The 24,735-nt window shown below is 60.5% G+C and carries 25 protein-coding genes and 1 tRNA gene; 7 read left to right on the top strand and 19 right to left on the bottom strand.

The window, feature by feature from the left end; all coding sequences use genetic code 11:
• Position 1 precedes the first annotated feature (1 nt).
• The 4 genes from lepA to EL199_RS03040 all read right to left on the bottom strand — a co-directional run bounded on the left by lepA (position 2) and on the right by EL199_RS03040 (position 3,852).
• Entirely contained in the window at positions 2-1,807 is a 1,806-nt protein-coding gene (gene lepA / locus EL199_RS03055) for a translation elongation factor 4 (RefSeq protein ID WP_004140379.1), read from the bottom strand.
• 84 nt (positions 1,808-1,891) lie between these two features.
• The gene (locus EL199_RS03050) at positions 1,892-2,341 is read right to left on the bottom strand and encodes an EVE domain-containing protein (protein ID WP_004140382.1); all 450 of its coding nucleotides are present in this window, start codon (positions 2,339-2,341) and stop codon (positions 1,892-1,894) included.
• 125 nt (positions 2,342-2,466) lie between these two features.
• Positions 2,467-3,090, bottom strand: a complete 624-nt coding sequence (locus tag EL199_RS03045) for a glutathione S-transferase family protein (RefSeq protein WP_040355006.1) — start codon at positions 3,088-3,090, stop codon at positions 2,467-2,469.
• A 48-nt stretch (positions 3,091-3,138) separates the two neighbouring features.
• Positions 3,139-3,852 carry a class I SAM-dependent methyltransferase gene (locus tag EL199_RS03040; protein ID WP_004140386.1) on the bottom strand — a complete coding sequence of 238 codons (714 nt, stop codon included), beginning with the start codon at positions 3,850-3,852 and terminating at the stop codon, positions 3,139-3,141.
• Between the two features lie 134 nt (positions 3,853-3,986).
• Here EL199_RS03040 and EL199_RS03035 point away from each other — a divergent pair, with 134 nt between their 5' ends.
• On the top strand, positions 3,987-4,622 hold the full coding sequence (locus tag EL199_RS03035) for a thiamine diphosphokinase (RefSeq protein ID WP_232008331.1): 636 nt from the start codon (positions 3,987-3,989) through the stop codon (positions 4,620-4,622).
• Between the two features lie 36 nt (positions 4,623-4,658).
• Here the strand turns inward: EL199_RS03035 and EL199_RS03030 are convergent, their stop codons facing one another.
• Positions 4,659-6,035 carry an L-serine ammonia-lyase gene (locus EL199_RS03030; protein WP_004140390.1) on the bottom strand — a complete coding sequence of 459 codons (1,377 nt, stop codon included), beginning with the start codon at positions 6,033-6,035 and terminating at the stop codon, positions 4,659-4,661.
• A 90-nt stretch (positions 6,036-6,125) separates the two neighbouring features.
• Here EL199_RS03030 and EL199_RS03025 point away from each other — a divergent pair, with 90 nt between their 5' ends.
• The 3 genes from EL199_RS03025 (at position 6,126) to EL199_RS03015 (ending at position 8,306) form a co-directional block, all read left to right on the top strand.
• Positions 6,126-7,694: a transferrin-binding protein-like solute binding protein gene (locus tag EL199_RS03025; RefSeq protein WP_004140392.1), complete on the top strand. Its 1,569-nt coding sequence runs from the start codon at positions 6,126-6,128 to the stop codon at positions 7,692-7,694.
• Positions 7,695-7,800: 106 nt separating this feature from the next.
• A complete protein-coding gene (locus EL199_RS13480; protein WP_256860861.1) occupies positions 7,801-7,923 on the top strand; it encodes a hypothetical protein in 123 nt (40 codons plus the stop codon).
• Positions 7,924-8,102: 179 nt separating this feature from the next.
• The gene (locus EL199_RS03015) at positions 8,103-8,306 is read left to right on the top strand and encodes a hypothetical protein (RefSeq protein WP_126315982.1); all 204 of its coding nucleotides are present in this window, start codon (positions 8,103-8,105) and stop codon (positions 8,304-8,306) included.
• Positions 8,307-8,383: 77 nt separating this feature from the next.
• Here EL199_RS03015 and EL199_RS03010 read toward each other — a convergent pair whose 3' ends face one another.
• Both EL199_RS03010 and EL199_RS03005 read right to left on the bottom strand, forming a co-directional pair.
• Complete coding sequence (locus tag EL199_RS03010; RefSeq protein ID WP_004140399.1) at positions 8,384-9,301, bottom strand: homocysteine S-methyltransferase family protein; 918 nt, start codon at positions 9,299-9,301, stop codon at positions 8,384-8,386.
• 25 nt (positions 9,302-9,326) lie between these two features.
• A complete protein-coding gene (locus EL199_RS03005; protein ID WP_004140402.1) occupies positions 9,327-11,351 on the bottom strand; it encodes a site-specific recombinase in 2,025 nt (674 codons plus the stop codon).
• Between the two features lie 197 nt (positions 11,352-11,548).
• Here EL199_RS03005 and nirK point away from each other — a divergent pair, with 197 nt between their 5' ends.
• A complete protein-coding gene (nirK, locus tag EL199_RS03000; RefSeq protein WP_004140403.1) occupies positions 11,549-12,739 on the top strand; it encodes a copper-containing nitrite reductase in 1,191 nt (396 codons plus the stop codon).
• A 382-nt stretch (positions 12,740-13,121) separates the two neighbouring features.
• On the opposite strand, the gene EL199_RS02995 is transcribed toward nirK, so the two are convergent.
• The 12 genes from EL199_RS02995 to EL199_RS02940 form a co-directional block, all read right to left on the bottom strand.
• Positions 13,122-13,442: a DUF1820 family protein gene (locus EL199_RS02995; RefSeq protein ID WP_004140405.1), complete on the bottom strand. Its 321-nt coding sequence runs from the start codon at positions 13,440-13,442 to the stop codon at positions 13,122-13,124.
• Entirely contained in the window at positions 13,439-14,251 is an 813-nt protein-coding gene (locus EL199_RS02990) for a 3'-5' exonuclease (RefSeq protein ID WP_004140412.1), read from the bottom strand. Before EL199_RS02990 ends, EL199_RS02995 begins: the two co-directional genes overlap by 4 nt.
• Before the next feature lie 58 nt (positions 14,252-14,309).
• Complete coding sequence (locus tag EL199_RS02985) at positions 14,310-14,936, bottom strand: FMN-dependent NADH-azoreductase (protein WP_004140414.1); 627 nt, start codon at positions 14,934-14,936, stop codon at positions 14,310-14,312.
• Positions 14,937-15,086: 150 nt separating this feature from the next.
• Positions 15,087-15,713 carry a YdbL family protein gene (locus EL199_RS02980; RefSeq protein WP_004140415.1) on the bottom strand — a complete coding sequence of 209 codons (627 nt, stop codon included), beginning with the start codon at positions 15,711-15,713 and terminating at the stop codon, positions 15,087-15,089.
• Positions 15,714-15,732: 19 nt separating this feature from the next.
• Positions 15,733-16,302 (bottom strand): elongation factor P, encoded by a 570-nt coding sequence (gene efp / locus EL199_RS02975; protein ID WP_004140416.1) that lies wholly within the window; start codon positions 16,300-16,302, stop codon positions 15,733-15,735.
• A 37-nt stretch (positions 16,303-16,339) separates the two neighbouring features.
• Positions 16,340-17,434, bottom strand: coding sequence for a redox-regulated ATPase YchF (gene ychF, locus EL199_RS02970; protein ID WP_004140417.1), 1,095 nt, complete (start codon positions 17,432-17,434; stop codon positions 16,340-16,342).
• A gap of 38 nt (positions 17,435-17,472) precedes the next feature.
• Positions 17,473-18,045 carry an aminoacyl-tRNA hydrolase gene (gene pth / locus EL199_RS02965; protein WP_004140418.1) on the bottom strand — a complete coding sequence of 191 codons (573 nt, stop codon included), beginning with the start codon at positions 18,043-18,045 and terminating at the stop codon, positions 17,473-17,475.
• 6 nt (positions 18,046-18,051) lie between these two features.
• Positions 18,052-18,687 (bottom strand): 50S ribosomal protein L25/general stress protein Ctc, encoded by a 636-nt coding sequence (locus EL199_RS02960; protein ID WP_004140420.1) that lies wholly within the window; start codon positions 18,685-18,687, stop codon positions 18,052-18,054.
• A gap of 65 nt (positions 18,688-18,752) precedes the next feature.
• Positions 18,753-19,691 (bottom strand): ribose-phosphate pyrophosphokinase, encoded by a 939-nt coding sequence (locus EL199_RS02955; protein WP_040355010.1) that lies wholly within the window; start codon positions 19,689-19,691, stop codon positions 18,753-18,755.
• A gap of 43 nt (positions 19,692-19,734) precedes the next feature.
• Positions 19,735-19,810, bottom strand: a tRNA-Gln gene (locus tag EL199_RS02950).
• 111 nt (positions 19,811-19,921) lie between these two features.
• Positions 19,922-20,464 carry a lipoprotein insertase outer membrane protein LolB gene (locus EL199_RS02945; protein ID WP_004140422.1) on the bottom strand — a complete coding sequence of 181 codons (543 nt, stop codon included), beginning with the start codon at positions 20,462-20,464 and terminating at the stop codon, positions 19,922-19,924.
• A complete protein-coding gene (locus EL199_RS02940; RefSeq protein WP_391527311.1) occupies positions 20,448-22,169 on the bottom strand; it encodes a tetratricopeptide repeat protein in 1,722 nt (573 codons plus the stop codon). Before EL199_RS02940 ends, EL199_RS02945 begins: the two co-directional genes overlap by 17 nt.
• A 61-nt stretch (positions 22,170-22,230) precedes the next feature.
• On the opposite strand from EL199_RS02940, the gene hemA reads away from it, so the two are divergent.
• Both hemA and prfA read left to right on the top strand, forming a co-directional pair.
• The gene (hemA, locus tag EL199_RS02935) at positions 22,231-23,505 is read left to right on the top strand and encodes a glutamyl-tRNA reductase (protein WP_004140428.1); all 1,275 of its coding nucleotides are present in this window, start codon (positions 22,231-22,233) and stop codon (positions 23,503-23,505) included.
• The gene (gene prfA / locus EL199_RS02930) at positions 23,506-24,588 is read left to right on the top strand and encodes a peptide chain release factor 1 (RefSeq protein WP_004140430.1); all 1,083 of its coding nucleotides are present in this window, start codon (positions 23,506-23,508) and stop codon (positions 24,586-24,588) included. It begins immediately after the preceding gene.
• Positions 24,589-24,735: the final 147 nt, after the last annotated feature.

Genomic DNA, 24,735 nt, shown 5'->3' with positions numbered 1-24,735 from the left:
CTTAGTTGCTGTTGTTATCGACTTTGAGGACGGCGAGGAAGGCTTCTTGCGGGATTTCGACGCTGCCGACTTGTTTCATCCGTTTTTTGCCCGCTTTTTGTTTTTCCAGCAGTTTGCGTTTGCGCGAGACGTCGCCGCCGTAGCATTTGGCGAGCACGTTTTTGCGCAAGGCTTTGACGGTTGAGCGGGCGATGACCTGGTTGCCAATCGCCGCCTGGATGGCGACTTCAAACATTTGCCGCGGGATGAGGTCGCGCATGCGCTCGACGAGGTCGCGGCCGCGCGATTGCGCGTGTTCGCGGTGGATGATGATGGAGAGCGAATCGACTTTGTCGCCGTTAATCAGCACGTCCAGGCGGACGAGGCTCGCCGGCTCAAAGCGGCGGAATTCGTAGTCAAACGAGGCGAAGCCGCGCGACACCGATTTGAGGCGGTCGAAGAAGTCCAGCACCACTTCGCTCATCGGCATTTCAAAGCGCAGCTGCACTTGGTGCCCGGCGAACTGCATGTCTTTCTGCACGCCGCGTTTTTCGATGCACAGGCCGATGACCGCGCCAAGGTAGTCTTTCGGCACGAGGATGTTGGCGAGGATGATTGGCTCACGGATTTCGGCGATGTGGTTGGTCGCGGGCAATTTGCTCGGATTGTCAATGTGCAGCGTTTCGCCCGCGGTGGTTTCCACTTCATAGACGACTGTCGGCGCGGTGGTGATGAGGTCGAGGTCGTATTCGCGCTCCAGCCGCTCCTGCACGATTTCCATGTGCAGCATGCCGAGGAAGCCGCAGCGGAAGCCAAAGCCCAGCGCCTGCGAGGTTTCCGGCTCGTAAAAGAGCGAGGCGTCGTTTAAGCGCAGTTTGGCGAGCGCTTCGCGCAGGTCTTCGTAGTCGTCTGATTCCACCGGAAACAGTCCGGCGAAGACGCGCGGCTGCACTTTCTGGAATCCGGGCAGGCGCTCGGCGGTGGGGCGGGCGGCATCGGTGAGCGTATCGCCGACGGGCGCGCCGTTGATGTCCTTGATACCGGCGATGACAAAGCCGACTTCTCCGGCGCGCAGCTCGCTGCGGTCCTGCGCTTTCGGGGTGAAGATGCCGAGTTTGGTGATGAGGTGCTCATCGCCGCTGCTCATGACCCGCATTTTCTGCTTGACCTTGAGCGTGCCGTCAAAGACGCGCACCAGCGAGACCACGCCGACGTAGCTGTCAAACCATGAGTCTATGATGAGCGCTTTCACCGGCGCGTCCGGGTCGCCCGTCGGCGCCGGGATTTTTTCGATAATCTGCTCCAGCAGGTCGGCAATGCCTTCGCCGGTTTTCGCGCTCACCTTCAAGGTTTCGGATGTGTCCAGGCCGATGATTTCTTCGATTTCTTCCATTACCCGCTCCGGCTCGGCGGAGGGCAGGTCAATCTTGTTCAGAACGGGCAACACTTCCAGATTCTGCTCGATGGCGGTGTAGCAGTTCGCGACCGACTGCGCCTCCACGCCCTGCGCCGCGTCCACCACGAGCAGCGCGCCCTCGCAGGCATAGAGCGAGCGCGACACTTCGTAAGAGAAATCGACATGGCCGGGGGTGTCGATGAAGTTGAACTGGTAGGTCTGCCCGTCGCGCTTCGATGTGTAGTTGAGCGAGACGCTCTGCGCCTTGATGGTAATGCCGCGCTCGCGCTCCAAATCCATCGAATCCAGCACCTGCGCCTCCATTTCGCGCTCGGACAAGCCGCCGCACATCTGGATGAAGCGGTCGGAGAGGGTGGATTTGCCGTGGTCAATATGGGCGATGATGGAAAAATTGCGGATGCGCTCAAGCATGGACTGTCAAGGGGCTGGTGGAAAGGGGCGGCATTATAGCCGCTTCCCCGTGCATTCCATACAGTATCCGTTTGTTTTCGCGATTTATGCCTGCATCGCGCGGGTGATGCGGGCGAAGTCGGCGGCGAGGACGGAGAGCAGGCCGAAACGGAAGACGTAGCCCCAGCGCTGCGGGTCAGTGATGAAGGTGAGTTGCGGCAAGAGCGGGCGGATGGGAGCGGGGCGGACGTCGGCGGCAAAGCGCACGTCGCGACGCCAGGGGTGGAAGTCGTCCGTCATCGCCACCTGGTACGGCTCGCCGGGCAGGATTTCGCCACGGGCGACGAAGGCTTGCAGCGGGGTTTTCGTGCCGAAGGTTTGCGTCGGTGCGTAGTAGATGATGCCGTCGCCAGGGCGGATGCGGGCAAGTGGCGCGCGTTTGCCGTGGCAGACTTGCATGAAGCCGCCGGCGATGCCGCGTGCGACGTGGTCGGCGCTGGCTACGGCGATCCAGTAGCGCGGCGCGGGCGGGATAAGGGCGAGCTGGTGGGGCATGGTTTTTGTGAAGGGTTTTGTGTAGGTCTGTAGGTTGGGTTAGGCGCAGCCCAACGGGTCATCAGGATTTATGCAAGTGTTGGGTTACGCGCGTTCCTCGCTAACCCAACCTACGGAACTGCGCGCTACCCCATCTCCGCCAACAGCGCCTCGTCCAGCGCGATGGCGCGTTGGTGTGCGGGGCGGGCAAGGTGGCGGTTCATGTAGTCGAGATAGACGCGCTCGGCGGGCAACACTTGTGCGCGCTGGATGAACCATTGGAGCAGGCCGCTGTAGTAGAGGTCGAGTGCGGTGAAGTGGTCGCCGACGATATGGGCGCGGTCTTGCAGACGGGCTTTCAGCGTGGCGAAGGCGGTGTCGAAGTCGCCGTAGCCGATGGCGACGCGCACTTCTTCGCTGTTTTCGATGGCGCGCTTGCGGTCGATGGCGGCGTATTCGAGGTGCAGGGCGAAGCAGAGCCAGCGGTAGTATTCGCCGCGCGCGTCGCTGCCTGCGGCCGGGATCAGCGCTTTTTCCGGATAGCGTTCGGCAAGCCAGGTGATGATGGCAACGGTTTCGGTGAGGACGGTGTCGCCGTGGGTGAGCGCCGGAACTTTGCCCATCGGGTTGATGGCGCGGTAGGTGGGCGCTTTCATTTCCGCGCCAAAGGGTACGGCGACGGTGTTGTAATCGGCGCCGCATTCTTCCAGCATCCAGCGGACGTTCGTGCCACGGGAATGCGGGTTGGTGTAAAGGGTGAGTGTTGGCATGGGGTTCTCCGTTTTGTTGGGGGAACGCCATGATAGCGCGCGGCTGTGTCAGTTCTTGTCAGGAGTGTTGGGCGCGAGGTAGATGTCGTAGCGGGTGTTGGGGCCGTCAATCGCGTGATGCGGGGCGATGTCCGCCAGCGGTGGCGCGTGCTGCGGGCGTTTGACGATGACGCGCCGTGTCGCCGCGAGGCGCGCGCGGGCAAGTAGCGTCGCGTCGTCGCCGTGATGGCCGATGAGTTGTTGTAGCGCCTGCATGTGTTTTTTGACTTTGGCGCTTTTGCGCCGCTCCGGGTACATCGGGTCGAGGTAAACGGCTGCGAAACTGGCGGGCGCGAGTGCTGCCGCGGCGTCGGCATGGTTGAGGGTGAGGCGGGCGGCAATAGCGGCGGTGCGCGGGTTTTCTTGTGCGGCGGCCAACGCGGCGGCGAGCAGCGTGTGCAGGTAGGGGTTGCGCTCGTAGAGGGTGAGGGTAAAACCGCGGCTGGCGAGCAGCCAGGCGTCTTTGCCCCAACCGGCGGTGGCGTCGGCAATGGGCGCGTCTGCCAGTCCGCGCAGGGTTTTCGGCAGGGTTTCGCTGCCGCTACGGCCAAGGTAGTCGGCGAAATCGAGGGTGAGCGGCGGGTGGCGGTTTTGCCGGTCGCAGAGGTGGTAGCGTTCGTCGCGCCAGTGCAGATAATAGTCGCCGTCGGCGTCTTCGGGTCGGGCGATGCGGTGCGCGTCAGGCGGCGGCAGCGGCGATTCGCCGAGGAGGTTGAGTTTCATGGGTGTCGTGGGCGGAAATGTCGCCGAATTGTGCGGTTTTTCGCGGAGGCTGTCAAAAGGCGGGGCGCGGCTGTGAGACGGTGGCGTTTTTCGAGGCGACGGCTTTTTCGCGTGTGTATCAAGAAAGAGAGGGAATGATGGGTGAGACGGTCTGGTTGTTGTTGGCGGGCGATTTTGTGCGTCCGTCGCGGATGCCGCGGGCAGATGAGGTGGTGATTGCAGTGGATGGCGGGATGCGTCATGCGGCGGCGCTGGGTGTTGTGCCGCAATGGTGGCTGGGCGATTTTGACAGCAGCGACGCCCTGGATGCGACGTCGCCGCGCCTTTCTTTCCCCGTGGAAAAGGACGAGACGGATTTTGAGCTGGCGCTGGCTTTTGTGCGCGCACGCTGGCCGCAGGCGCATTTGTGGGTGCTGGGCGCGGATGGCGATGAGGCCGATCATGGTTTTGCCAATTTGTGGGTGTTGCCGCGCTTCGGTCTGCCCACGTTATTGTTGGGGCGCAACGGCACGCGTGCTTTTGCCTCGGGCGCAGCGGCGTGGCAGTTGTGCGGTCAGCCGGGCGACAAGGTGAGCGTGTTCGCGTTGTCGCCGTTGCAGGGCTTGCGGTATCAAGGGCTGCGCTGGAGAGCAGATGGGCTCGCGCTCCCGCCTTTCGTCGCCCTCGCCGCCCGCAATGCTTTGGCGGCGGAAGCGGCGACGGTGCGCTGGCAATCGGGCGACGGGGTGGTTTTCACGCCGCCGGGGGTGACGGTGGTGTGGGCGGGGTGAGTTTAGCGCCCTGCCCCCGCCACAGACTTCGTCCTGTTAGTTACACGGCGGCAGGATTTTTACCGCCAGGCCGCCGGTGGAGGTTTCGCGGTATTTGGAGTTCATGTCGCGCCCGGTTTCGTACATGGTCTCGATGACTTCGTCGAGGCTGACGCAGGGCTGGGTGGTGCGGCGCAGCGCCATGCGGCTGGCATTGATGGCCTTGACCGCGCCGATGGCGTTGCGCTCGATGCACGGCACTTGTACCTGCCCGCCGACGGGGTCGCAGGTGAGGCCGAGGTTGTGCTCCATGCCGATTTCCGCCGCCATGCAGACCTGTTCGGGGGTGCCGCCCATGATTTCGGTCAGCCCGGCGGCGGCCATGGAGCAGGCGACGCCCACTTCGCCCTGGCAACCGACTTCCGCACCGGAGATGGAGGCGTTCATTTTGTAGAGCGAGCCGATGGCGCTGGTAGCGAGCAGATAGCGCTCGATGGTTTCCGTGCTGAGCGGGTGGACGAATTTGTCGTAGTAGGCGAGCACCGCCGGAACGATGCCGCAGGCGCCGTTGGTCGGCGCGGTAACAACGCGGCCGCCGGCGGCGTTTTCTTCGTTTACGGCGAGCGCAAAGAGATTGACCCAGTCGATGATTTCCATCGGGTCTTGCATGTCGCGTGCTTCCAGAACGCGACGCAGAGCGCAGGCGCGGCGCGGCACTTTCAGCGGCCCCGGCAGGAGGCCTTCAGCGTGCTGGCCGCGCTCGATGCAGTCGGCCATGGTTTGCCAGACGCGAGCGAGGTAGGCGGCAAGTTCGGCTTCCGGGCGCAGGGCGAGTTCGTTTTTGCGCATCAGCGAGGAGATGGGCAGCCCTTGCTCGCGGCAGTGGCGCAGGATGTCTTCGGCGTTTTTGTAGGGATAGGGCACGGCGACCGCGTTGTCGTCGCTTTTGCCGAATTGCGCTTCTTCGACGATAAAGCCGCCGCCGATGCTGTAGTAGGTTTTGGTGAGCAGCACGGTGTCATCCGCCTTCGCCGTGAGCGTCATGCCGTTTTCGTGCAGCGGCAGGAAATCGCGGTGGAAGGGCATGTCCGCCTTGAAATCAAAGGCGATGTTTTTGCTGCGCGCCGGCTCGGCCTCGTTCAGGGTGAGGCGGCCGTCTGTCTTGACGGCAGCGATGGCGGGCTCGATGTGTTCGATGGGAACGCTATCCGGCAGGTAGCCCATCAGGCCGAGGAAGATGGCGATGTCGGTATTGTGACCGCGCCCGGTGAGGGAGAGCGAGCCGTAAACGTCGGCGCGGACGGCGGTGGTACGCGCAAGCAGGTTGTCGGCCAACAGCGCATCAATGAACTGCCTGCCCGCTTTCATTGGCCCGACGGTGTGCGAGCTGGACGGGCCGATGCCGATTTTGTACATGTCAAAGACGCTAATCATGGGGAGTCCGCGAAATCCGTGGTTAAAACAAAAGCGATATCTTACCGGAGCGAAGTGCCGGCTTCATGTGGCATAGCATTTTGGGGTTGCGTGCGCCACCAAAGAGGCGCATATAGCAAATATCCTGCCAACATAAAAAATTTCCTTTGGAAAGACCCCAAGAATCAGACGAACGGCCAACAAGGCGAATTCCGTGGCCCGCACTACGACGGCTGGCGTGAAGAACTGCAAAGCAACTCACCCTACGACGGCTATGCCATCCGCTACAGCGACGAACGCATCTGGAAACCGGGAACCCCTGGCTACAAAGCCGAATACGAGAAAAAATTCGGCGCCAACCTGATCTGGTGGAGTACCCAGGACAGCGCCTTTGAAAACTGGGCAACGCTTGAAGGCTGGGATCCACGCGCCCGCCGTGTTGATAACAACGTCAGCGGCAAAGGCGGTGAAGGCTCCGAAGACCTTGCTTGGGGCGCAGGTGATAACAAAGGTGGCGATCCCGTCCGCGACCGCGACATCGAAATCCAGCCGACCGGCGACATCACCAACGGTCTGATTCGCGTCGGCGACAGCGATCCCTATCGCAGCGCCAAAAACCCCGGCCGTGCGACGCTCGGTGAAGAACTGAAATGGGATAGCACTAAACAGATTTGGGTTGACCACCACAACACCAAAACCCGCATCTTCGGCCATTACCACCTCGCCTATGCCGATCAGGAAAAAAGAGAGGTCAAGCCGGTCAGCATGAACAGCTATCTGGGCGTACGCTCCTTCGTCGCTCAGGTTAAAGACAGACTGGCGCAGCCCTCCGTACAGGCGAGAAAAGGCTACAACCACGAACTGTGGGCAGACCTCGAAAGCCAGCCGAACGAATACAGCATTGGCGCCGTGCCGAATACCCTCAAAAACGTGCAGTATGGCCGGGTTACCACCAAGCTGGATCTCGCCGATGGCGAAGGCCCGTTCAAAGACGGTTTCCTGCGCGCACCGCTCACCTTCAAAAACGACCCGAATGGCGTAGACCACTACTTCTTCCGCGGAACGAATGCGACCAGCATCGAGCAAATGGGCGCGCTGCCGAGCAATGCTGTCCTGCAATATAGCGGTCACGCGCTGATGTACGGCATTGACAACAGCTTCCACGGCTATACCGGGGATATCAAAGACGACAAACGCCCGCTGCCTAATGCCTTCGGTTTTGATAACGGCGCTGCGGGTGGCAATGCCAAGATGGGCCTGGGTAACTTTGTCGATGCCTCCTTTGACGTCGGTCAGAAAAAAGTCACGGGTGACGTATATAACGCCTGGTTACAGGACCTGAAAAAACCCACCGTGCTGAAAGACAAACTCGTCCACTTCCAGGGCGACGTCATTGGCAACACCGTCCTTGGTACGGCTGACCGCACCTACATCCCGGGCAATGACGAAGCGACCTTCCGCGCCGCATTCTTCGGCAAAGACGCTGACGAAATGGGCGGCTCGTTCAACTCCGTCAAACCGGAGGACAAATACGGCTCCGCCTATGAAATCGGCGACTGGGGCGGCGTCTTTGGCGCCAGCAAGACCGGCGGCGGCGGCAACAACACCTTCCAGGGTGATGATGGTGCCAATAACTACGGCAATACCAACGTAGCGCCCGCCAACAACTACAACCAGTAATCTGCTGGTGCCCTAAAACGAAAACGGCCTCGCAAGAGGCCGTTTTTTTTTGCATGCCCTTTACACGCTCGCATCACGATACGATGGCGCTCATAGAGACGACGACGTGGCGGCGAAAAACTACCGCAAAGACGGCATCAACCGCATCCTGCTCGCCACCGACGGCGATTTCAACGTCAGCATCAGCAAAACGGCAAGCGGCGAACACGAAGCGTTTTTCAACTTCTAAACTACACAACGCCCCGCAAGCAGCGCCCTACGGCGAGCGCGCCGAATTGCTGCGGCTGATTGAAAAAGCGCGCGCTATCTTCAGCCAAATAAAAAGGTAACGGCAGCCGCTTGGCATCGCCGTACATCGCAACAGAACGCGCCGCCCGGCGCGTTTTCCCCACGAACCAGGAGCGCACCATGCCACAAACCCTCTACCACGCCAGCGGCCTCACCGCTGACAACGCCGACAAGCTTAAAGACGCCGGAATGAATGTACCTGGCGTCAAATGGGTGAACATCAATAACGGCAATATTGTCGTCACTCACGAAGACGGCTTTGATGCCGATGCGTTCGCCGCCGCTTTGCACGGCACCGACGGCAGCGTCAGTTTGAGTCGCTAAGCGCCGCTTATTAAAAAACGCAGCCTCCGGCTGCGTTTTTTGGTGCGGTGTGGCGGGATGCCATCGTGTGTTTTTCGTCAGGCGTTTTGTGCGCGCCACGCGGCAAGTGCGGCGATGTGTTCCGGACCAACGCCACAGCAGCCGCCAATGATATCCGCACCCGCCGCGCACCAGTGTTTCGCCCAATCCAGGTAGGCGGTGGGAGTGAGGTCGGTGCGGATTTCGTCGAGGCCGTCGTTGGCGGGCAGGGCTTCTTCGTCTGTGCCATGCGCCGCAAAGGCGTTGGCATAGACGCCGAGGCGCATCGCGCTGCCCGCCGCGTCAATCGTGGCACGCGCGGTTTTGAGCGCGGCGGTCATCGCTTCGGGGTGGCTGCAGTTAAAGAGCAGCGCGTCGAGTTTGAGTTCGAGCGCGGCGGCGACAGCAGCGGCAACGGTTTCGCCACTACGCAAGCGGGGCGGCTCGGCAGGCGGTTCGTCTTCAAGGGTGAAGGATGCCCAGAAAGGGCGGTCGCGTGCGGTGAGGGCGTGCAGGGCGCGGACTTCGGCGATGCTGCTTTGGGTTTCGGCGAGCCAGTAATCAACGTACGGCGCCTGGCCGTCGATGAGCGGGCGGGCGATTTCTGCGGCGCGCGCCGGGTCGAACAGGTCGGGGCGGTAGGAGCCGAAGAGCGGCGGCAGCGAGCCTGCGATGTGGACGGTTTTGCCGCTTTTTTTGACGGCCTGGCGCGCCAGTTTGCCCGCGAGTGCGGCGAGTTCGCCCGCGCGGGCGCGGAAGCGCTCTTCACCGATGTGGAAGGGGACGAGGGCGTAGCTGTTGGTGGTGAGGGTTTCGGCACCGGCGGCGATGTAGGCGGCGTGGACGTCCTGCACGGTGGCGGGTGCTTGTATCAGGGCGAGCGCCGACCATTCGGGTTGGGCGAAGGGCGCGCCGCGCCGCAAGAGTTCGCGGCCCATGCCGCCGTCAAGGAGGTGGAGGGGGTGGGGGTGGGTCATGTGTGGCTCCGTGGGGGGGTGGGGGTTATTTACCCGCCCCGTTTTCTCCACTCGTCGGGCGGCGTGGCAGGAACAATGCGCGCGGCTCGCGCCGGATTTCTTCGCGCAGCACACTGATGAACTGGCGTAGCGGCGGGAAGCGGGCGTCTCTGGCGCGCAGGGCGACGCGCAAGGCGAGGGCGAAGCTGACCCAGAGGTTGACGAGGCCGATGGCGATGACGGCAAGGAAGCCATAGAGGAAGGTGCCGATGCCTTCGGGGTGGCTGGCGGTGGCGTAGGCGAGGTTGGCCGAGGAGAAGGCGATGTGGCGGATGTCCAGCGGCAGTTCCAGCGTTTTGCCAATCCACGGGGTGATGCCGAGCAGTACGCCGAAGAGGAAGTTGCTGGCGAGTGCGCCGAGGTGGTCGTGGACGAAGTCGGCAAAGCGGGCGCGGGCGGGTTCGCGCAGGAGGCGGCGCAGCAAGGGGTTTACGCGCAGGCGTTCGCGCAGGCGCAGGTATTGGGCGCGGTTGTCGTAGTAGCCGGCGATGATGCCGGAGCAGAACAGCCAGACGGCGGCAATGGCGGCGTAGAACAGCGCCGACGGCATCGCCAGCGCCGCCATTTGGTGCTCAGCGCTGTGATGGTCGAGCAGCGGCGCGCCGCTTTTGTCCGCCCACAGCAGGCTGAGCAGCACGGCGGTGAGCATGGCGAGGCTCAAATTGCCCAAAACGGCGATGCTTTGTGAGCGGTTTACGTCGATGAGGAGTTGTGCCAGTTTGCGCGCCCCGGCGCGGCCTTGTTGGGTTTGTTCGATGGCTTCTGCCATGCGTGCCGCGGTCATCGCCGGTTGTTTGGTGGCGACGGTGCAGTGGCAGAGGTAGATGAGGACGAAGCCGATGCCGTAGTCGAGGCTTGAGAGCAGGATGTAGGCGTTGTAGCTGGGGACGGCGCTGGCGAGTTTGATTTTGAGCAGCGCCATCAGCGCGATGATGACGCCCGCGCCGGCGGCGCTTAGGTACATGCGGCGGTATTCTTGCCAGCCGCGCGCGATGTAGTGTTCGCCGTGCGCGCTTTTGTGCTGGGTGATGGATTGGCTCAGCAGGTAGGCGCTGCGGCTCCAGAGGTGGCGGATGTTGCGGCGGCGCAGGCCGTTTTCGATGAGCTGGTTCAGGAGCGCCAGCCAGTGGCGCGCTTCGCTTTCCGGGCTTTCGGCGGTGAGGACGGCGAGCAGCGCTTCGAGGCGGTCGAGGCTTTGTGCGAGGCGTTCGAGCAGGTGGGCGGTGGCGAGCGAGCTGCCGGAGGCGATGGCGCGGCTGTTCAAATGGTGCAGTTGTTGCCGCGACTGGTCGATGAGGACGTGCGCCTGTGCCAGCGTCGCCGCGTCGGTGGCGTCATTCGGGTGGTCGCGCCAGCTGGTGATGAGCCGCGCCAGTTCGCGCTCAAGGGCGACGAAGGGCGAGTCGAGATCCAGCAGGCGTTTGTCCAGCCGTATCAGGTCGGGCGCGAGGTCTTCGGCGCTCAGGCGGATGGCGAGCATTTCCAGCGCGTAGGTGCTTTCTTCGCGCATGAGGCGGCGGGTGCGGCCACGCTGTTCGTCGTTTTCGCTGAGGCGGGCGAAGAGGCTGAGCCATTGGCGCGGCGCGATGGCGCTTAACCATTCGAGGTCTTTGCTGCCGTTAAAGACGCTGTCGAGGACGTCTTGCAGCTGGTGTTCGTCTACCGGTAGCGGGTTCAGGCGGTCGTAGAGCAGGGTCGCGGTTTCGTGCAGGACGCCGGTGCGGGCGAAGATGCCGACGCTGACCAGGCTGGCGTAGAGGTGCAGGTTTTGCAGCCAGCCGTGGATGTGCGCGCCAATCAGCGCGCGGTGCGAGGGTGCGCTGTCCAGCTCGCGGGTAAAGGCGGCGAGGCGCTCGCCCGCACCACTCGCGCCGCCCTGGCGCAGCCATTCGGCGAGGTAGCGCAGCATCAAGAGCGCGTTTTCTTGCGCGACCAGCAGGATGCGCAGTCCGGCAGCATCGCAGGCGGCTATCTGCTGGCGTTCGCGGCGGGTCAGGGTTTTGTCGGGCATGGGTCGTTCCTTGTGCGAAAAAGGCGGCAATCATAATGGAAAACGTCGTCAAATGCCGCCGCGATGCGCGTTTTCACATCATCCACAGTAATTCACATTTTTTTGGACTAATTGATTCAAGTCAACCTGCCAAAGTGGGGCTGTCTCTATAATCTTAAAAATTTTTTACAAACCCACAACCTAAACAGGAGCGCTTTATGCGAAAAACTTGGTTATCCCTCTCCGTCGCAGCATCACTGGCGATTGCTGCCCCTGCCAGCTTCGCCGCAGAAGGCGCAGCGCACACCGGCGGCCTTGAAGGCTACAAGGTCGGTGTGCAGGCAGAAGGTCTGGACAAACTGGAACACGTCAAGCAAGTTCTGGTGCCGCCGCCTGCCGTGCCGGAACACACACTGGAAGCACCCGCCAAACCGCGCGTTGTCCAGGTCGAGATGAACATCGTCGAGAAAGAAATCGAAGTTGAGCCGGGTGTCTTCATGTGGGCGTTCGCCTATAACAACACCGTTCCCGGCCCGATGATTGTCGTCCACGAAGGCGATTACGTTGAGCTCACCCTGAAAAACGACAGCAAAAACCAGCTCATCCACAACATTGACTTCCACGCCTCCACCGGCGCCCTCGGCGGCGGCGACCTGACCCACGTCGCCCCGGGTCAGGAAGTGGTACTGCGCTTCAAGGCAACCAAACCGGGCGTCTTCATCTACCACTGCGCACCGGGCGGCGCGATGATTCCGTGGCACTTGGTGCACGGCATGAACGGCGCAATCCTCGTTATTCCGAAAGACGGCATCAAGGACAAGAACGGCAACAAGCTGCACTACGACAAGGCCTACTATATCGGCGAACAGGATTACTACATCCCGAAAGACAAAGACGGCAAATACAAACGCTACGACAACCCGTCCGCCTCTTTCGCTGATGACAAGGAAGTGATGGACAAACTCATCCCGACCCACATCGTTTTCGGCGAAAGCAAAGGCTCGTTGGTTGGCGACAATGCCATGACTGCAAAAGTTGGCGAAACCGTGATGTTCTACCACTCACAAGCGAACCGCTACACCTACCCGCACATCATTGGCGGCCACGGTGAATATGTTTGGGAACGCGGCAACCTCGCCGACCCGCCGGCACAAGATCTGGAAACCTGGTCTATCGCCGCAGGTTCTGCCGGGGCAGCGATGTATACCTTCAAGCAGCCAGGTACCTATGCCTACGTTAACCACAACCTGATCGAAGCGTTCAACCTTGGCGCCGCTGGTCATATCCGTGTGGATGGCGAGTGGAACAACGACCTGATGGAGCAAGTCAAAGCTCCGGGCCCGATGGCTGGTGGTGAAAGCGCTGCCGCTCCGGCTGATTCAGGCCAGGCAGCACCGGCGAAAAAATAACTGCCGCTTGCAGCAAAAAAGGAAGGCGAAAGCCTTCCTTTTTTTGTGGGCAGAACTAGGGGTTGTTTGCATTTCAGCGGATAAGCCCCTCTCCCGCTGGGACAAGCATTGCTTGCGCAGCAAGAGAGGGGTTGGGGTGAGGGCTGGGATAAACAAACTTCGTATGACAACATACGTTTGAGGACTACCTCGTTTTGAATAATGCCGTCGCTACGCGGTTTTCACACCCCCTCCCCGGGTTACCTTGAAAAAGGCGTTCGTTTTTTCATGGGGAGCCCCGACCCTCCCCCGCTCCGCGAGGGAGGGGACTCAAATTGCAAACAGCGCTTAATGTAATGCCTCCGACAAGGGCAGGGGCTGTACCCGCGCTTGGGGTGGCGCTTTACAGCACTGGTGGGAAGGGCTTGATTTTGGGATTGCCGCTGCTGGGTGCGTTTTGGATGCGGCTTTCCCCTTGACGCTCGACTTTGTCGATGCGGATGATTTGGTGATAAGGCACGAAGGCGGTACTGACGTCGCCAAATTCGGCGGTGAGCTTTTCTACACGCGGGTCAATCAGCACTTGCGTTTCTTCGTGAAAGAGGAAGCCTTCCAGGCAGATAAAGCCCGCCATGTCAGCGGGAAAGACGTGGCGCACGTAGAGGTCGTAGTAGTGCTGTTCGGTTTTGAACTGCACGCGGTAGATGGCGTCATCCGCACTCATGCGCCGCGTTCCGCCCAGGCTTGCAGGAATTCCTGCCAGTGTTCGCTTTCCTGGTCTTGCAGGAAGCTCTGCGCTTCTTCCAGGCACTCTTGGTAGCTCACCGCGTTGAGGTTGCCGCGCATCAGCTCGAATCGCAGGTAAACGAGGTAGGTGTTCAGCACGTCGGTTTCGCAGTAGTCGCGGATGCCTTTGAGGTCGCCATTGGCGTAGCGTTCCTGCACGGCGCTGCCGTCCATCGCCAGCTTGCCGGGGAAACCGCAAAGTTTGGCGACGTCATCGAGGCTTGCCACGGTGCGCGCCTGGTAGCCGGAGAGGACGTCCATCAGGTCGATATGGCGCCAGTGGTAGCGGTTCTGGTAGTTGTTGAATTTGTAGTCTTTGTCGTGGTCGCCGATTTCAAAGTAGCGCTGCGCGTTGATGCCGTGGAAGAGGGCGCGGTAGTGCAGGACGGGCAGGTCGAAACCGCTGCCGTTCCAGCTGACCAGCGTCGGCGCGTATTTGTCGATGCCCTGGAAGAAGCGCTGCACGATTTCGTATTCGCCGCTCGTCTCGTCGCCCAGCGACCAGATTTTCAGCCCTTGCGCGGTTTTCATCGCGACCGAGATGGCGACGATTTTGTGCAGGTGGTGGCGCATGAAGGTGCTGCCGGTCTCGCCAAGGCGCTCGCTGCACATCATGCGGTAGATGGTGGCGTCGTCCAGGTCTTGCGGCGGGTGGTTGAGCAGACGGTAAGCGGCAACGTCGGCGACGGTTTCGATGTCGAAGATGAGGACGTTATGAATCATGGTGGTAGTGGCGAGGTTATACATGCAATTCTCAACCGCCGGAAACGGCGGTCGAGGCGCAGCCTACGATGCGAATTTTATTTTAGTGGGTAAACACGTCCATTTTGGCATCAATATCGGCGCAGGCTTTGGCAACAGCGGCGTCCAGTCCAATAATGGCTTTTGTAGTACCTTCGGCGCGCACCGCATCCACGCTGGCGAAGCCAAGGAGGCGCAGCACGTCTTGCAGATATGGCACGGTGTGCTCCATCGCGGCACGTCCGCCTTCGCTGAAGACACCACCGCTGGCTTGCAGTATCAGAGCCTTGTGTGTGGTCAGCAGGCCTTCGGGGTTGCCGTTCGCACTGTAGCGAAAGGTTTCGCCGGGGACGACGATGCTGTCAATCCAGTCTTTCAGGCGCGCTGGAATACCGAAGTTGTACATTGGATAAGCGATGACGAGGCGCGGCGCCGCTTTGAATTGAGCGACGTTCGCTTGGATACCGGCGAAGTGTTGCGCTTCTTCGGCGGTCGGTTGTTCTTGGCGGAAAACGGTTTTGATGAAGATATCCAGCACCGCTTTATCGAGGCTCGGCTGCTTGGTTTCCGCAAGATTAACGATTTCCGTGCTACCCACAGGCAGTTTGGTCAGCAGATGCTTCACCATGCGGTTGGTCGCAGAGTAGGTGGAATGCGGGTCGGGATGGGCGTTGATAATCAAGGTTTTCATGTTGTACTCCTTTCTTCGAGGCGATGCGCCGGAACGCCCTCTATGATGCTTGCTTTGTAGATTGAGTCAGACCGAGGGCGGTAACCCAACAAAGCATGTCAGATTGTTGGGTTACGCGATGTACTAACTCAACCTACGTAGTGATGCGGTTTATTTTTTCTTCCAGCCGCCGCCGCTTTGGTACCACCAGCCGCTTTGTGCCTGGCTGATCCAGCGTTCGGCAAAGGTTTTCTGGATTTGTCCTGCCCAGCCGGGTTGGTTGTTGGCGTCCGCGATGGCTTGGTAGAGCGCTTTGCGGTCTTTGTTTTCGGCGCTGACCAGTTGGTTCATGCGCGCGCGGTCGGCAAGGCTGGCTGCGTTGGCGTCATGTACGGCGATGAGGCCGTCGGCGGTCAGACCGATGGCGCCGCTATCGAGGAAGGGGCGCAGTTCGCCAAAGCGGCTCGCCATGCGAGCCTTGATTTGTTCGATTTGCGGGGATGAGGCGTTAAAGTCCACGTTTTGTGCGTGCGCTTCGCCGCTGATGGCGCTGAGTGCCGCGACGACGATGCGGCGCGGATCAAGCGCGCTGTGTTCGTTTTTCGCGCCGCTGTTTTTGGCAGCGGGCGGGGTTGTTGCCGCTTTTGTCGCCTCCGCTGCGCCGCCCTGCTGGTGCCAGACGTCAAGGATGATTTGGTCGGCCGCTTTTTCGGCGGCGGCCGCCGGGAAGTAGATGTTGACGGTGACGCAAGAGACGATTGCGACAGGGGCGAGCAAGGCAAGGCTGCGTTTGTACATGGGGATTCCTCCCGGTGGGTTATTCTTTGGCGCGTCCGAGGTATTCGCCGCTGCGGGTATCAACGCGGATGACGTCGCCGATGTTCATGAACAGCGGTACGCGCACCACGGCGCCGGTTTCCAGTGTTGCCGGTTTGCCGCCACCGCCGGAGGTGTCACCGCGCAGGCCGGGGTCGGTATCTACGACTTTGAGTTCGACGAAGTTCGGCGCGGTAACGCTGATGATGTTGCCGTTCCAGAGGACGACGGTGCACAGCGCCTGTTCCAGCATCCATTTGTCGGCGTCGGCAACGGCGGCCTGGTCGGCTTGCAGTTGTTCGAAGGTTTCCGGGTGCATGAAGTGCCAGCTGTTTTCGTCTTTGTAGAGGTACTGCATTTCGGTTTCGTGCACGTCGGCCGCTTCGACGCTGTCGCCGGATTTGAAGGTGCGCTCGATGACGCGGCCGGTTTTGAGGTTGCGCACTTTGACGCGGTTGAAGGCTTGTCCTTTGCCGGGTTTGACGAATTCGTTTTCGACGATGTTGTACGGGTCGCCGTCCAGCATGATTTTCAGGCCAGCCTTGAATTCGTTGGTTGAGTAGTTCGCCATGGTTTTGCTCCTTTTGGGAAATGGGTGGGGGATGGTATCAGACGTTAAATCGGAAATGGATGACGTCGCCTTCTTGTACGCGGTAGTCCTTGCCTTCGAGGCGCCATTTGCCCGCTTCTTTTGCGCCGGCTTCGCCATGGTAACGGATAAAGTCGTCATAGGCGATGACTTCGGCGCGGATGAAGCCGCGCTCGAAATCGGTGTGGATGACGCCCGCAGCCTGCGGCGCGGTGGCGTTTTCCGGCATGGTCCAGGCGCGTACTTCTTTGACGCCGGCGGTGAAGTAGGTGCCGAGGCCGAGCAGTTGGTAGCCGGCACGGATGACGCGGTTTAGTCCCGGCTCTGCGAGGCCGTAGCTGGCGAGCAGTTCGCCCTGTTCGGCGGGATCGAGTTGCGACAGTTCGGCTTCTATCGCCGCGCAGACGGTAACGACAACGGCGCCGCTTTGTGCCGCCTTGTCGCGCACTTGCTGCACGTAGGCGTTGTCGCCGTCGATATGGGCTTCATCAACGTTGGCGACATACATCATCGGTTTCATCGTCAGCAGGAACAGTTCGCGCAGCGCTTTGCGCTCTTCGTCGCTCATCGGCAGGGTGCGGGCAAGGTTGCCGTCTTCCAGATGCGGCGCAAGGCGGGCGATGATGTCCAGTTTCAGTTTGGCGTCTTTGTCGCCGCCTTTGGCGACGCGCACGAGGCGCTGTTGTGCTTTTTCCAATGAGGCCATGTCGGCCAGAATCAGCTCGCTTTCGATGACCTGGATGTCGGCGAGCGGGTCAATTTTGCCCGCGACGTGGACGACGTCGTCGTTATCAAAGCAGCGCACCACCTGGGCGATGGCGTCGGTCTCGCGGATGTTGGCAAGGAACTGGTTGCCCAGACCTTCGCCTTTGGATGCGCCCGCGACGAGTCCGGCGATATCGACAAATTCCATCGTCGTCGGCAGCACCCGCTCCGGTTTAACGATGGCCGCCAGCGCGTCCAGCCGCGGGTCGGGCATGTAAACGATGCCGGTGTTGGGCTCAATCGTGCAGAACGGGTAGTTCTGCGCGTCAATCCCGGCGTTGGTCAAGGCATTGAAGAGTGTCGATTTGCCGACGTTCGGCAGGCCGACGATGCCGCAGTTAAATCCCATAGTATGTTTCCCTCTGGTTTCGCATGAAACGGCCGTGTTCAACCGTCGGTATGCAGGCGGTGCATGGCTTTTTCCGCGCCGTCACGCACGAGTACCGGCAGAATGGCGAGGCCGCGCGCGATGGCGTCGTCAATTTTTTCCTGCTCGGCCTTGCCGGGCGGATGCAGGACGTAATCGACGACCTGGTTGCGGTCGCCCGGATGGTTGATGCCAAGGCGCAGGCGGTAGAAGTCTTTGCTACCGAGCGCGGCGATGATGTCGCGCAGGCCGTTGTGACCGCCATGACCGCCGCCGTATTTCAGCTTGACCGCGCCTTCCTGCAAATCCAGTTCGTCGTGGACGACGAGGATTTCTTCCGGCGCGAGGTCGTAGAATTTGGCGAGCGCGCTTACTGCACGACCGCTGGCGTTCATGAAGGTCAGCGGTTTGAGTAGATGTACGGGCTGATAAGCGAGGGCGATTTTGCCGTACTCGCCCTGAAATTTTTTGTCTTCGGCCAGCCGCCCGCCTTCGGCAGCGGCGAGCTGATCCAATAGCCAAAAACCCGCGTTGTGGCGGGTTTTTTGGTAGCGGGCCCCGGGGTTGCCGAGGCCGACAATCAGTTTGATCATCCGCGATTACTCGGCAGCGCTGTCGCTCTCGCCGGTTTCTGCTTCAGATTCTTCTACCGCACCGCGATTCGGGTGGGTGATTTGCGCGACGACGGCTTCGGCACGGTCGTCATCATGCAGCAGGCGCACGCCTTGCGGCAGTTTCAGGTCGCGCAGGTGGATTACGTCGCCAAGAGCCACGTTCGCCATATCGACTTCGATGTATTCCGGCAGGTTACGCGGCAAGCAGACGATTTCCGCGCTGTTGAGGTGGTGCTCGACGATACCGCCCGCCTTGACGCCCACGCTGGTGTCTTCGTTGGTAAAGTGCAGGCTGACAGTCGCTTGCAATTCTTGACCGCGGACAACGCGCTGGAAGTCCATGTGTTGATAGAGCGGTTTGTAGAGGTGGCGTTGCACGTCACGGACGATAACTTCAACATCGCCCTGGCCTTCAACTTTCAGGCAGATGATTTGCGAATAGAAGCTGTCAAAACGGCCGAATTTGACCAAATCGTCCTGTTTGACGGCGACGGGAAGCGCCGCGCCTTCGCCACCGTAAACGATAGCGGGCACCAGTCCTTCACGACGCAGGCGGCGGCTCGCACCTTTCCCGCTGTCCTGGCGAACGATGGCGCTCAGGGTGTATGCATATTCACTCATAGGTTTCTCCATAGTATAAAAAAGAGCGCTTGCGACCAGCGCTCTGTTGGTTTTCGCGGTGCGTCTTAATTGACGAACAGCGAAGAAATCGATTCTTCCACGTGAATGCGGCGGATGCTTTCGGCAACCAGGCCGGCGATGGAAAGCACGCGGATTTTTTTGCAATTTTTAGCCGCCTCACGCAGGGGTACGGAGTCAGTCACAATCAGCTGGTCCATGCCGGATTTTTCGATGTTTTCAATCGCGTTACCGGAGAGGATGGCGTGCGTGCAGTAGGCCGTTACCGTGCGCGCCTTGCGCTCTTTCAGCGCAGTTGCCGCATTGGCAAGGGTGCCGGCGGTATCTACCATGTCATCGACGATGATGCAGTCGCAGCCTTCGATGCTGTCGCCAATGATATTCATGATTTCTGACTCGTTTGGACGCGGGCGACGTTTGTCGATGATGGCCAGTTTGGCATCAATCTGTTTGGCGGTAGCGCGGGCGCGCAAAACACCGCCAACATCCGGCGATACGACCACCGGATTTTCGAAATCTTGTGCCAGCAGGTCATTCAGGATGATCGGCGTGGCGTAAATATTGTCCACCGGGAAGTCAAAGAATCCCTGGATTTGGTCGGCGTGCAGATCCAGCGTCAAGACGCGGTCAATGCCGACACCAGCAATCATATTGGCGACGACTTTGGCGGAAATCGGCACGCGGGCAGAGCGCGGGCGGCGATCTTGACGAGAGTAGCCGAAGTAGGGGATAACAGCGGTGATGCGGTTGGCAGAAGCACGGCGCAAGGCATCGCTCAGAATGAGCAGCTCCATGATGCTGTCATTGGTGGGATGACTGGTCGGCTGAATAACAAAAACGTCCTTGCCGCGGACGTTTTCTTGTAGTTCCACCCGAATCTCGCCATCAGAAAATTTATCAACGATGGCGTTGCCAAGCGGCAAGCCGAGATGCTGGACGATCTGACGGGCAAGTTGCGGATTCGCATTACCCGTGAATACGGTCATACTGCCTCTGGACACGTTTTCACCTTGGATTTGGGTAGGAAGATGGCTGGGGTGGAAGGATTCGAACCTACGAATGCCGGGATCAAAACCCGGTGCCTTAACCACTTGGCGACACCCCAATTGGTGATAACGGGTTATCCGCCCGTCCTCTGCCATGTCGGCGAGAGGCGCGCATTATAGCGATTTGTCCTATACGCGCAAGGCAGCACCCGTTTTTTTTGTGCATCTGTTTATATTGTCGTCATTTTTTGCACGACAAGGCGCATTTGGTAGTCTTTTTGTTTCAGGCGGATGCTGCGGTAGTACGCCCCTTGCCAGTCGCGCACGTCCACTTGCCAGCCGTCGGCGTTGAAACTTTCGTCGCTGCGCTGGGTGATGAGCCAGTTGGCGATGGATTCGAGCGGTACCGGTAGGCCGACTTCTTTCGCCAATTCTTCTTTGCTCATGACTTCTTCGCGCGTGCCTTCGCGCACGTTGATGACGCCACCGCGGTAGTCGATGCGCATCCGCTCCTGGCCGAACGGGTCGGTAATGACCAGCAGTTCGTCCTGGTTGTGGTGTGTCCACGCCATGTTGGCATTGACGCCTTTGTCTTCGCAACCGCGGTTGTGGTGGCATTCGGGGTAACGCAGGGCGATTTTGCCTTCGGCGCGCCAGTGTTGCGGATTGAGCGTCGCGGTGTAGGTGACGTTTTCGTCTGCGGGCGGGGTTTGCGCACAGCCGGCGAGGAGCAGGGTGAGGCCAAACGCCGCCAGTTTATTTTTTCTTGTCATGGTCGAGTCCCAGTTTTTTTCCGATGGCTTTGAGGGCAGCGTTGTCCGGCTGCCCTTGTTTTTCGTAGTGATAGACTTCTTCGGCGAGCGCCTTGTCGCCGGAGGCATGGAGCACTTCGATGTAGTGCGCGGAGATTTCGTTGCTGCGGTAAGCGGCGTAGGCGCGGCGCAGCCAGTTGAGCGCGTCTTCGGTCTTGCCCTGACGGTAGAGCAGCCAGCCGTAGCTGTCCTGAATGGCGGGCGAGTCGGGGTAGAGTTTGATGGCCGCTTCTATGAGCTGTGCCGCTTTTTTTTCGTCGTCGCCCTGGGTTAGCAGCAGGTAGCCGTAGGCGTTGAGCGCGTCAATGTTGGCGGGATCGATGGCGAGGATTTTGTTGAACTGTTCTTCGGCTTCTTTGAGGTCACCGCGCGCGGCGTGCAGTTCAGCGAGAACGTAAAGCAGATCAACTTGTTCGGGATAGCGCGCCAGCGCCGCCTTGAGCAGTTTTTCCAGCCGTTTCCATTGTTGCGCCTGTTGCAGTTGTGCCGCTTCCATTAAATAGGTATCGAGCACTTGTGCGTCGTCAGGGAAGTCTTGGCGCAAGGCGGCGAAGCGCTCTTGTGCCGCGTCGTAATCCTTGCGGGCGAAGGCGAGCAGCGCGAGACGCTCCTGCGCTTGCAGATAACGCGGCGAGTCTTTGCTGATTTCGTCAAGCAGCGTCGCCGCCATTTCTTTTTGGTTGGCACGTTCGGCGGCGTTGGCGACGAAAAAGAGGTAGCTGTTGAGGTCAATGCGGTGCGCGTCCAAGATTTCGCGGAAGGCCTGCAACGCTGCCGGATAGTCGCCGGCCGAGGCGTAGAGTTGCGCCACCAGTTGCCGCACGGTTGCATCCTGCGGGCGCAATTCTTTCCAGCGCAGGGCGAGGGTAATCGCGTCCTGCCACTGGTAATGCGCGATCAGCATGTCGATGTAGGCGGAGAGGAGGTTGATGTCTTGCGGGTAGCGGGTGGTGATGCGGTCCATGATTTTGCGCGCTTCCTGCAATTTGCCGATGCTCGCCAGCACCTGCGCCTGCATCAGTTCCAGTTCGCGCCAGTTGCCGTCCAGCGCGATGGCATCGCTGAACGCCTTGACCGCGGTCGTCACCTTGCCCTGCTCTTTCGCCATCAGGCCAAGGTAGTAATAAAGGTAGGGATTTTTCGGAAACTGCTCGCTCAGTTTTTGCAGCAGGCCGAGGCGGGTTGCGCTATCCGGGTATTCGGCGAGAACACGGAAAATCTGCGCGACGTTTTGCGGGCCGCCGTCGGTTTCCAACAGTGCCGACATATGCACCAGCGCCTCGTTGGCACGGCCGTCGGCAAGCAGGACGCGCAACAGCGCCAGCCGCGCGTCGTTATCCTTGGGGAACGCTTCCAGCCAGACGCGGGCAATCTTTTCAGCGCGGGAAAAATCGCGAGTGTCCCAGGCGAGACCGTAGCCATATTCCAACGCATCATACTCGCCGCTTTGCACCGCGACATCGGCAATCGTATTGAGCGCGGCGCCAAACTTGCCGGCATGATCCTCAAAACGGGCGGCCATCGCGCCATAAAGCCAAGCGGAAGACTGCGACCATTGCTGCTGCGTTTGCTTCTGCGCGGGAACGGCCAGCGCCAGACCGCCGAAGACGGGCAGCGTGCAGAACAGGGCAAAAGACAAACGGTTACGACGTGGCAATTTTGACACCATCGGCTGAAAGAGAAAGCGCGATAGCTTAAAATAGATACATGAAAAAGTTAATGACCATATGTTGAACCCCTCCGACCCGCCCGGCAAAACCATCACCGCCTTCGGCATCAACCACCACACCGCTGACGCCGCGTTGCGCGAAAAATTCGCCTTCACCCCGGAAGAAACCCTGACCGCCCTTGCCAACTGCTGCGAGGCGACCGGCGCGAGCGAAATCGCCCTCTTGTCCACCTGCAACCGCAGCGAAATCTACGCCGTCGGCGGCGACCGCGCGCGCCTTGTCCAATGGCTGGCGGCACACAAAACCACCGCGCCGGACGCGCTCGAAAACCTCACCTTCCACTACCGTGACCGCGACGCCATCCGCCACATCTACCGCGTCGCCAGCGGCCTTGACTCCCTCATCCTCGGCGAGCCGCAAATCCTCGGCCAACTCAAACAAGCCTACCACCTCGGCAAAAAAGCCGGCACCATCGGCGGCATACTGGAACGCCTCTTCCAGCAAAGTTTCTCGGTGGCCAAACAAATCCGCCACAGCACCGCCATCGGCGCCAACAACGTCTCCGTCGCCGCCGCCGGCGTCAAACTCACCCACCGCTTCTATGACGACCACAACCGCCGCACCGCGCTCATCGTCGGCGCGGGCGAAACCGCACAACTCGTCGCCAAATACCTGAAAGACACCGACATCAAGCGCCTCATCATCGCCAACCGCACCCTCACGCACGCCCAAACCCTGGCCGAAGAACACGGCGGCTTCGCCATCAGCCTCGAACAACTGCCCGCACAACTGCACGAAGCCGACATCATCATCGGCGCGGCGCGCAGCGACCGCACCCTCATCAGCCGCGAACACCTCAAAGAATCGCTCAAACGGCGGCGCAACGCCCTGCAAGTCCTCATCGACCTCGCCATCCCGCGCAACTTCGACCCCGCCATCGACACCCTAAACCAGGCCTTCCTCTACAGCGTCGATGACCTCGAACAAATCATCGACGACAACCTCAAAGCCAGACAAAACGCGGCACGCCAGGCCGAAGCCATCATCAACCTCTACGGCGACGACTTCATCGGCTGGCTGCGCTCCAAACCGCAACAACAAATCGTGCGCAAAATGCGGGAAAACGCCAACACCATCCGCGAACAACTCCTGCAAGAAAGCTACCGGCGCCTGGCGCACGGCGAAGACCCGGCGCACCTGCTCGAACAACTCAGCCGCAAACTCACCAACAAACTGCTGCACAACCCGAGCGAACTCATCCACGCCATCCCGCCCGACCACAAAGACTGGCTCGCCATCATCGCCGACACCTTCAAAACCGAGACCCACTAAATGCACCCCGCCATCCGCGAAAAACTCGCCAGCCTGCGCGAACGCTACGACGAACTCAACGGCCTGCTCGCCCTGCCCGAAACCGCCGCTGACCCCGACCAACTGCGGCGCTACGCCCAAGAACACGCGCAACTCGCGCCCGTCATCGCCATCCTCGACGACACCGAAGCGCTGGAGCGCCAACTCGCCGACCTCGCCGACCTCGAAACCGACCCCGAAATGGCCGAACTCGCCGCCGCCGAACGCCCGGCACTCGAAGCACAAATCGCCGCCAACGAACACCAACTGGCGCGGCACATGATCCCCAAAGACCCGCTGGACGGCGCCGACATCTACCTCGAAATCCGCGCCGGCACCGGCGGCGACGAAGCCGCCATCTTCGCCGGCGACCTCTTCCGCATGTACGGCAAATACGCCGAACAAAAAAACTGGAAAATCGAAATTCTCAGCGAAAACCCCGGCGAACACGGCGGCTACAAAGAAATCATCAGCCAAATCAGCGGCAACAACGTCTACTCCACCCTCAAATACGAATCCGGCGCGCACCGCGTACAGCGCGTCCCCGAAACCGAATCCGGCGGCCGCATCCACACCTCCGCCGCCACCGTCGCCATCCTGCCCGTCGGCGACGACATCCAGCCCATCGAAATTAACCCCGCCGACCTCAAAGTCGATACCTACCGCGCCTCCGGGGCGGGCGGACAGCACGTCAACAAAACCGACAGTGCCATCCGCATCACCCACCTGCCGAGCGGCATCGTCGTCGAATGCCAAGAAGAACGCTCACAACACAAAAACCGCGCCAAAGCCATGCGCCTGCTTGCCGCGCGTCTCCTGGACGTCGAGCGCACCAAAGCCCAAAACGAACAAGCAGCCGAGCGCAAAAGCCTGGTCGGCAGCGGCGACAGAAGCGAACGCATCCGCACCTACAACTACCCGCAAAGCCGCGTCACCGACCACCGCATCAACCTCACCCTCTACAGCCTCGCCGACATCCTCGAAGGCGGCCTGGACGCCATCATCACCCCGCTCCAACAAGAACAAGAAGCCAACGCCCTGCTCGACCTGCAAAACAGCCTCTAGGGGCTGTTTGCATTTCCGTGGATAAGCCCCTCTCCCTCTGGGACAAGCATTGCTCGCGTAGCGAGAGAGGGGTTGGGGTGAGGGCAGGGATAAACAAATTTCGCATGACAATATACGTTTAGAGGGCTACCTCGTTTTGAATAATGC

The sequence above is a fragment of the Cardiobacterium hominis genome (assembly GCF_900637305.1).
In the GTDB taxonomy this organism is placed as follows: Bacteria; Pseudomonadota; Gammaproteobacteria; order Cardiobacteriales; family Cardiobacteriaceae; genus Cardiobacterium; species Cardiobacterium hominis.
This window is presented reverse-complemented; position numbering and strand designations above follow the sequence as displayed.

Bases quoted from the DNA above. Each gene is read 5' to 3' on its own strand.
- EL199_RS03035 (WP_232008331.1), top strand. From the start codon at position 3,987: ATGATGGGTGAGACGGTCTGGTTGTTGTTGGCGGGCGATTTTGTGCGT.
- EL199_RS02980 (WP_004140415.1), bottom strand. From the start codon at position 15,713: ATGTACAAACGCAGCCTTGCCTTGCTCGCCCCTGTCGCAATCGTCTCT.
- nirK (WP_004140403.1), top strand. From the start codon at position 11,549: ATGCGAAAAACTTGGTTATCCCTCTCCGTCGCAGCATCACTGGCGATT.
- EL199_RS03050 (WP_004140382.1), bottom strand. From the start codon at position 2,341: ATGCCCCACCAGCTCGCCCTTATCCCGCCCGCGCCGCGCTACTGGATC.
- EL199_RS03015 (WP_126315982.1), top strand. From the start codon at position 8,103: ATGCCACAAACCCTCTACCACGCCAGCGGCCTCACCGCTGACAACGCC.
- EL199_RS02955 (WP_040355010.1), bottom strand. From the start codon at position 19,691: ATGACCGTATTCACGGGTAATGCGAATCCGCAACTTGCCCGTCAGATC.
- prfA (WP_004140430.1), top strand. From the start codon at position 23,506: ATGCACCCCGCCATCCGCGAAAAACTCGCCAGCCTGCGCGAACGCTAC.
- EL199_RS03040 (WP_004140386.1), bottom strand. From the start codon at position 3,852: ATGAAACTCAACCTCCTCGGCGAATCGCCGCTGCCGCCGCCTGACGCG.
- lepA (WP_004140379.1), bottom strand. From the start codon at position 1,807: ATGCTTGAGCGCATCCGCAATTTTTCCATCATCGCCCATATTGACCAC.
- EL199_RS02960 (WP_004140420.1), bottom strand. From the start codon at position 18,687: ATGAGTGAATATGCATACACCCTGAGCGCCATCGTTCGCCAGGACAGC.
- EL199_RS02945 (WP_004140422.1), bottom strand. From the start codon at position 20,464: ATGACAAGAAAAAATAAACTGGCGGCGTTTGGCCTCACCCTGCTCCTC.
- pth (WP_004140418.1), bottom strand. From the start codon at position 18,045: ATGATCAAACTGATTGTCGGCCTCGGCAACCCCGGGGCCCGCTACCAA.
- EL199_RS03030 (WP_004140390.1), bottom strand. From the start codon at position 6,035: ATGATTAGCGTCTTTGACATGTACAAAATCGGCATCGGCCCGTCCAGC.
- hemA (WP_004140428.1), top strand. From the start codon at position 22,231: ATGTTGAACCCCTCCGACCCGCCCGGCAAAACCATCACCGCCTTCGGC.
- EL199_RS03045 (WP_040355006.1), bottom strand. From the start codon at position 3,090: ATGCCAACACTCACCCTTTACACCAACCCGCATTCCCGTGGCACGAAC.
- EL199_RS02990 (WP_004140412.1), bottom strand. From the start codon at position 14,251: ATGTATAACCTCGCCACTACCACCATGATTCATAACGTCCTCATCTTC.
- ychF (WP_004140417.1), bottom strand. From the start codon at position 17,434: ATGGGATTTAACTGCGGCATCGTCGGCCTGCCGAACGTCGGCAAATCG.
- EL199_RS03005 (WP_004140402.1), bottom strand. From the start codon at position 11,351: ATGCCCGACAAAACCCTGACCCGCCGCGAACGCCAGCAGATAGCCGCC.
- efp (WP_004140416.1), bottom strand. From the start codon at position 16,302: ATGGCGAACTACTCAACCAACGAATTCAAGGCTGGCCTGAAAATCATG.
- EL199_RS02985 (WP_004140414.1), bottom strand. From the start codon at position 14,936: ATGAAAACCTTGATTATCAACGCCCATCCCGACCCGCATTCCACCTAC.
- EL199_RS03010 (WP_004140399.1), bottom strand. From the start codon at position 9,301: ATGACCCACCCCCACCCCCTCCACCTCCTTGACGGCGGCATGGGCCGC.
- EL199_RS02995 (WP_004140405.1), bottom strand. From the start codon at position 13,442: ATGAGTGCGGATGACGCCATCTACCGCGTGCAGTTCAAAACCGAACAG.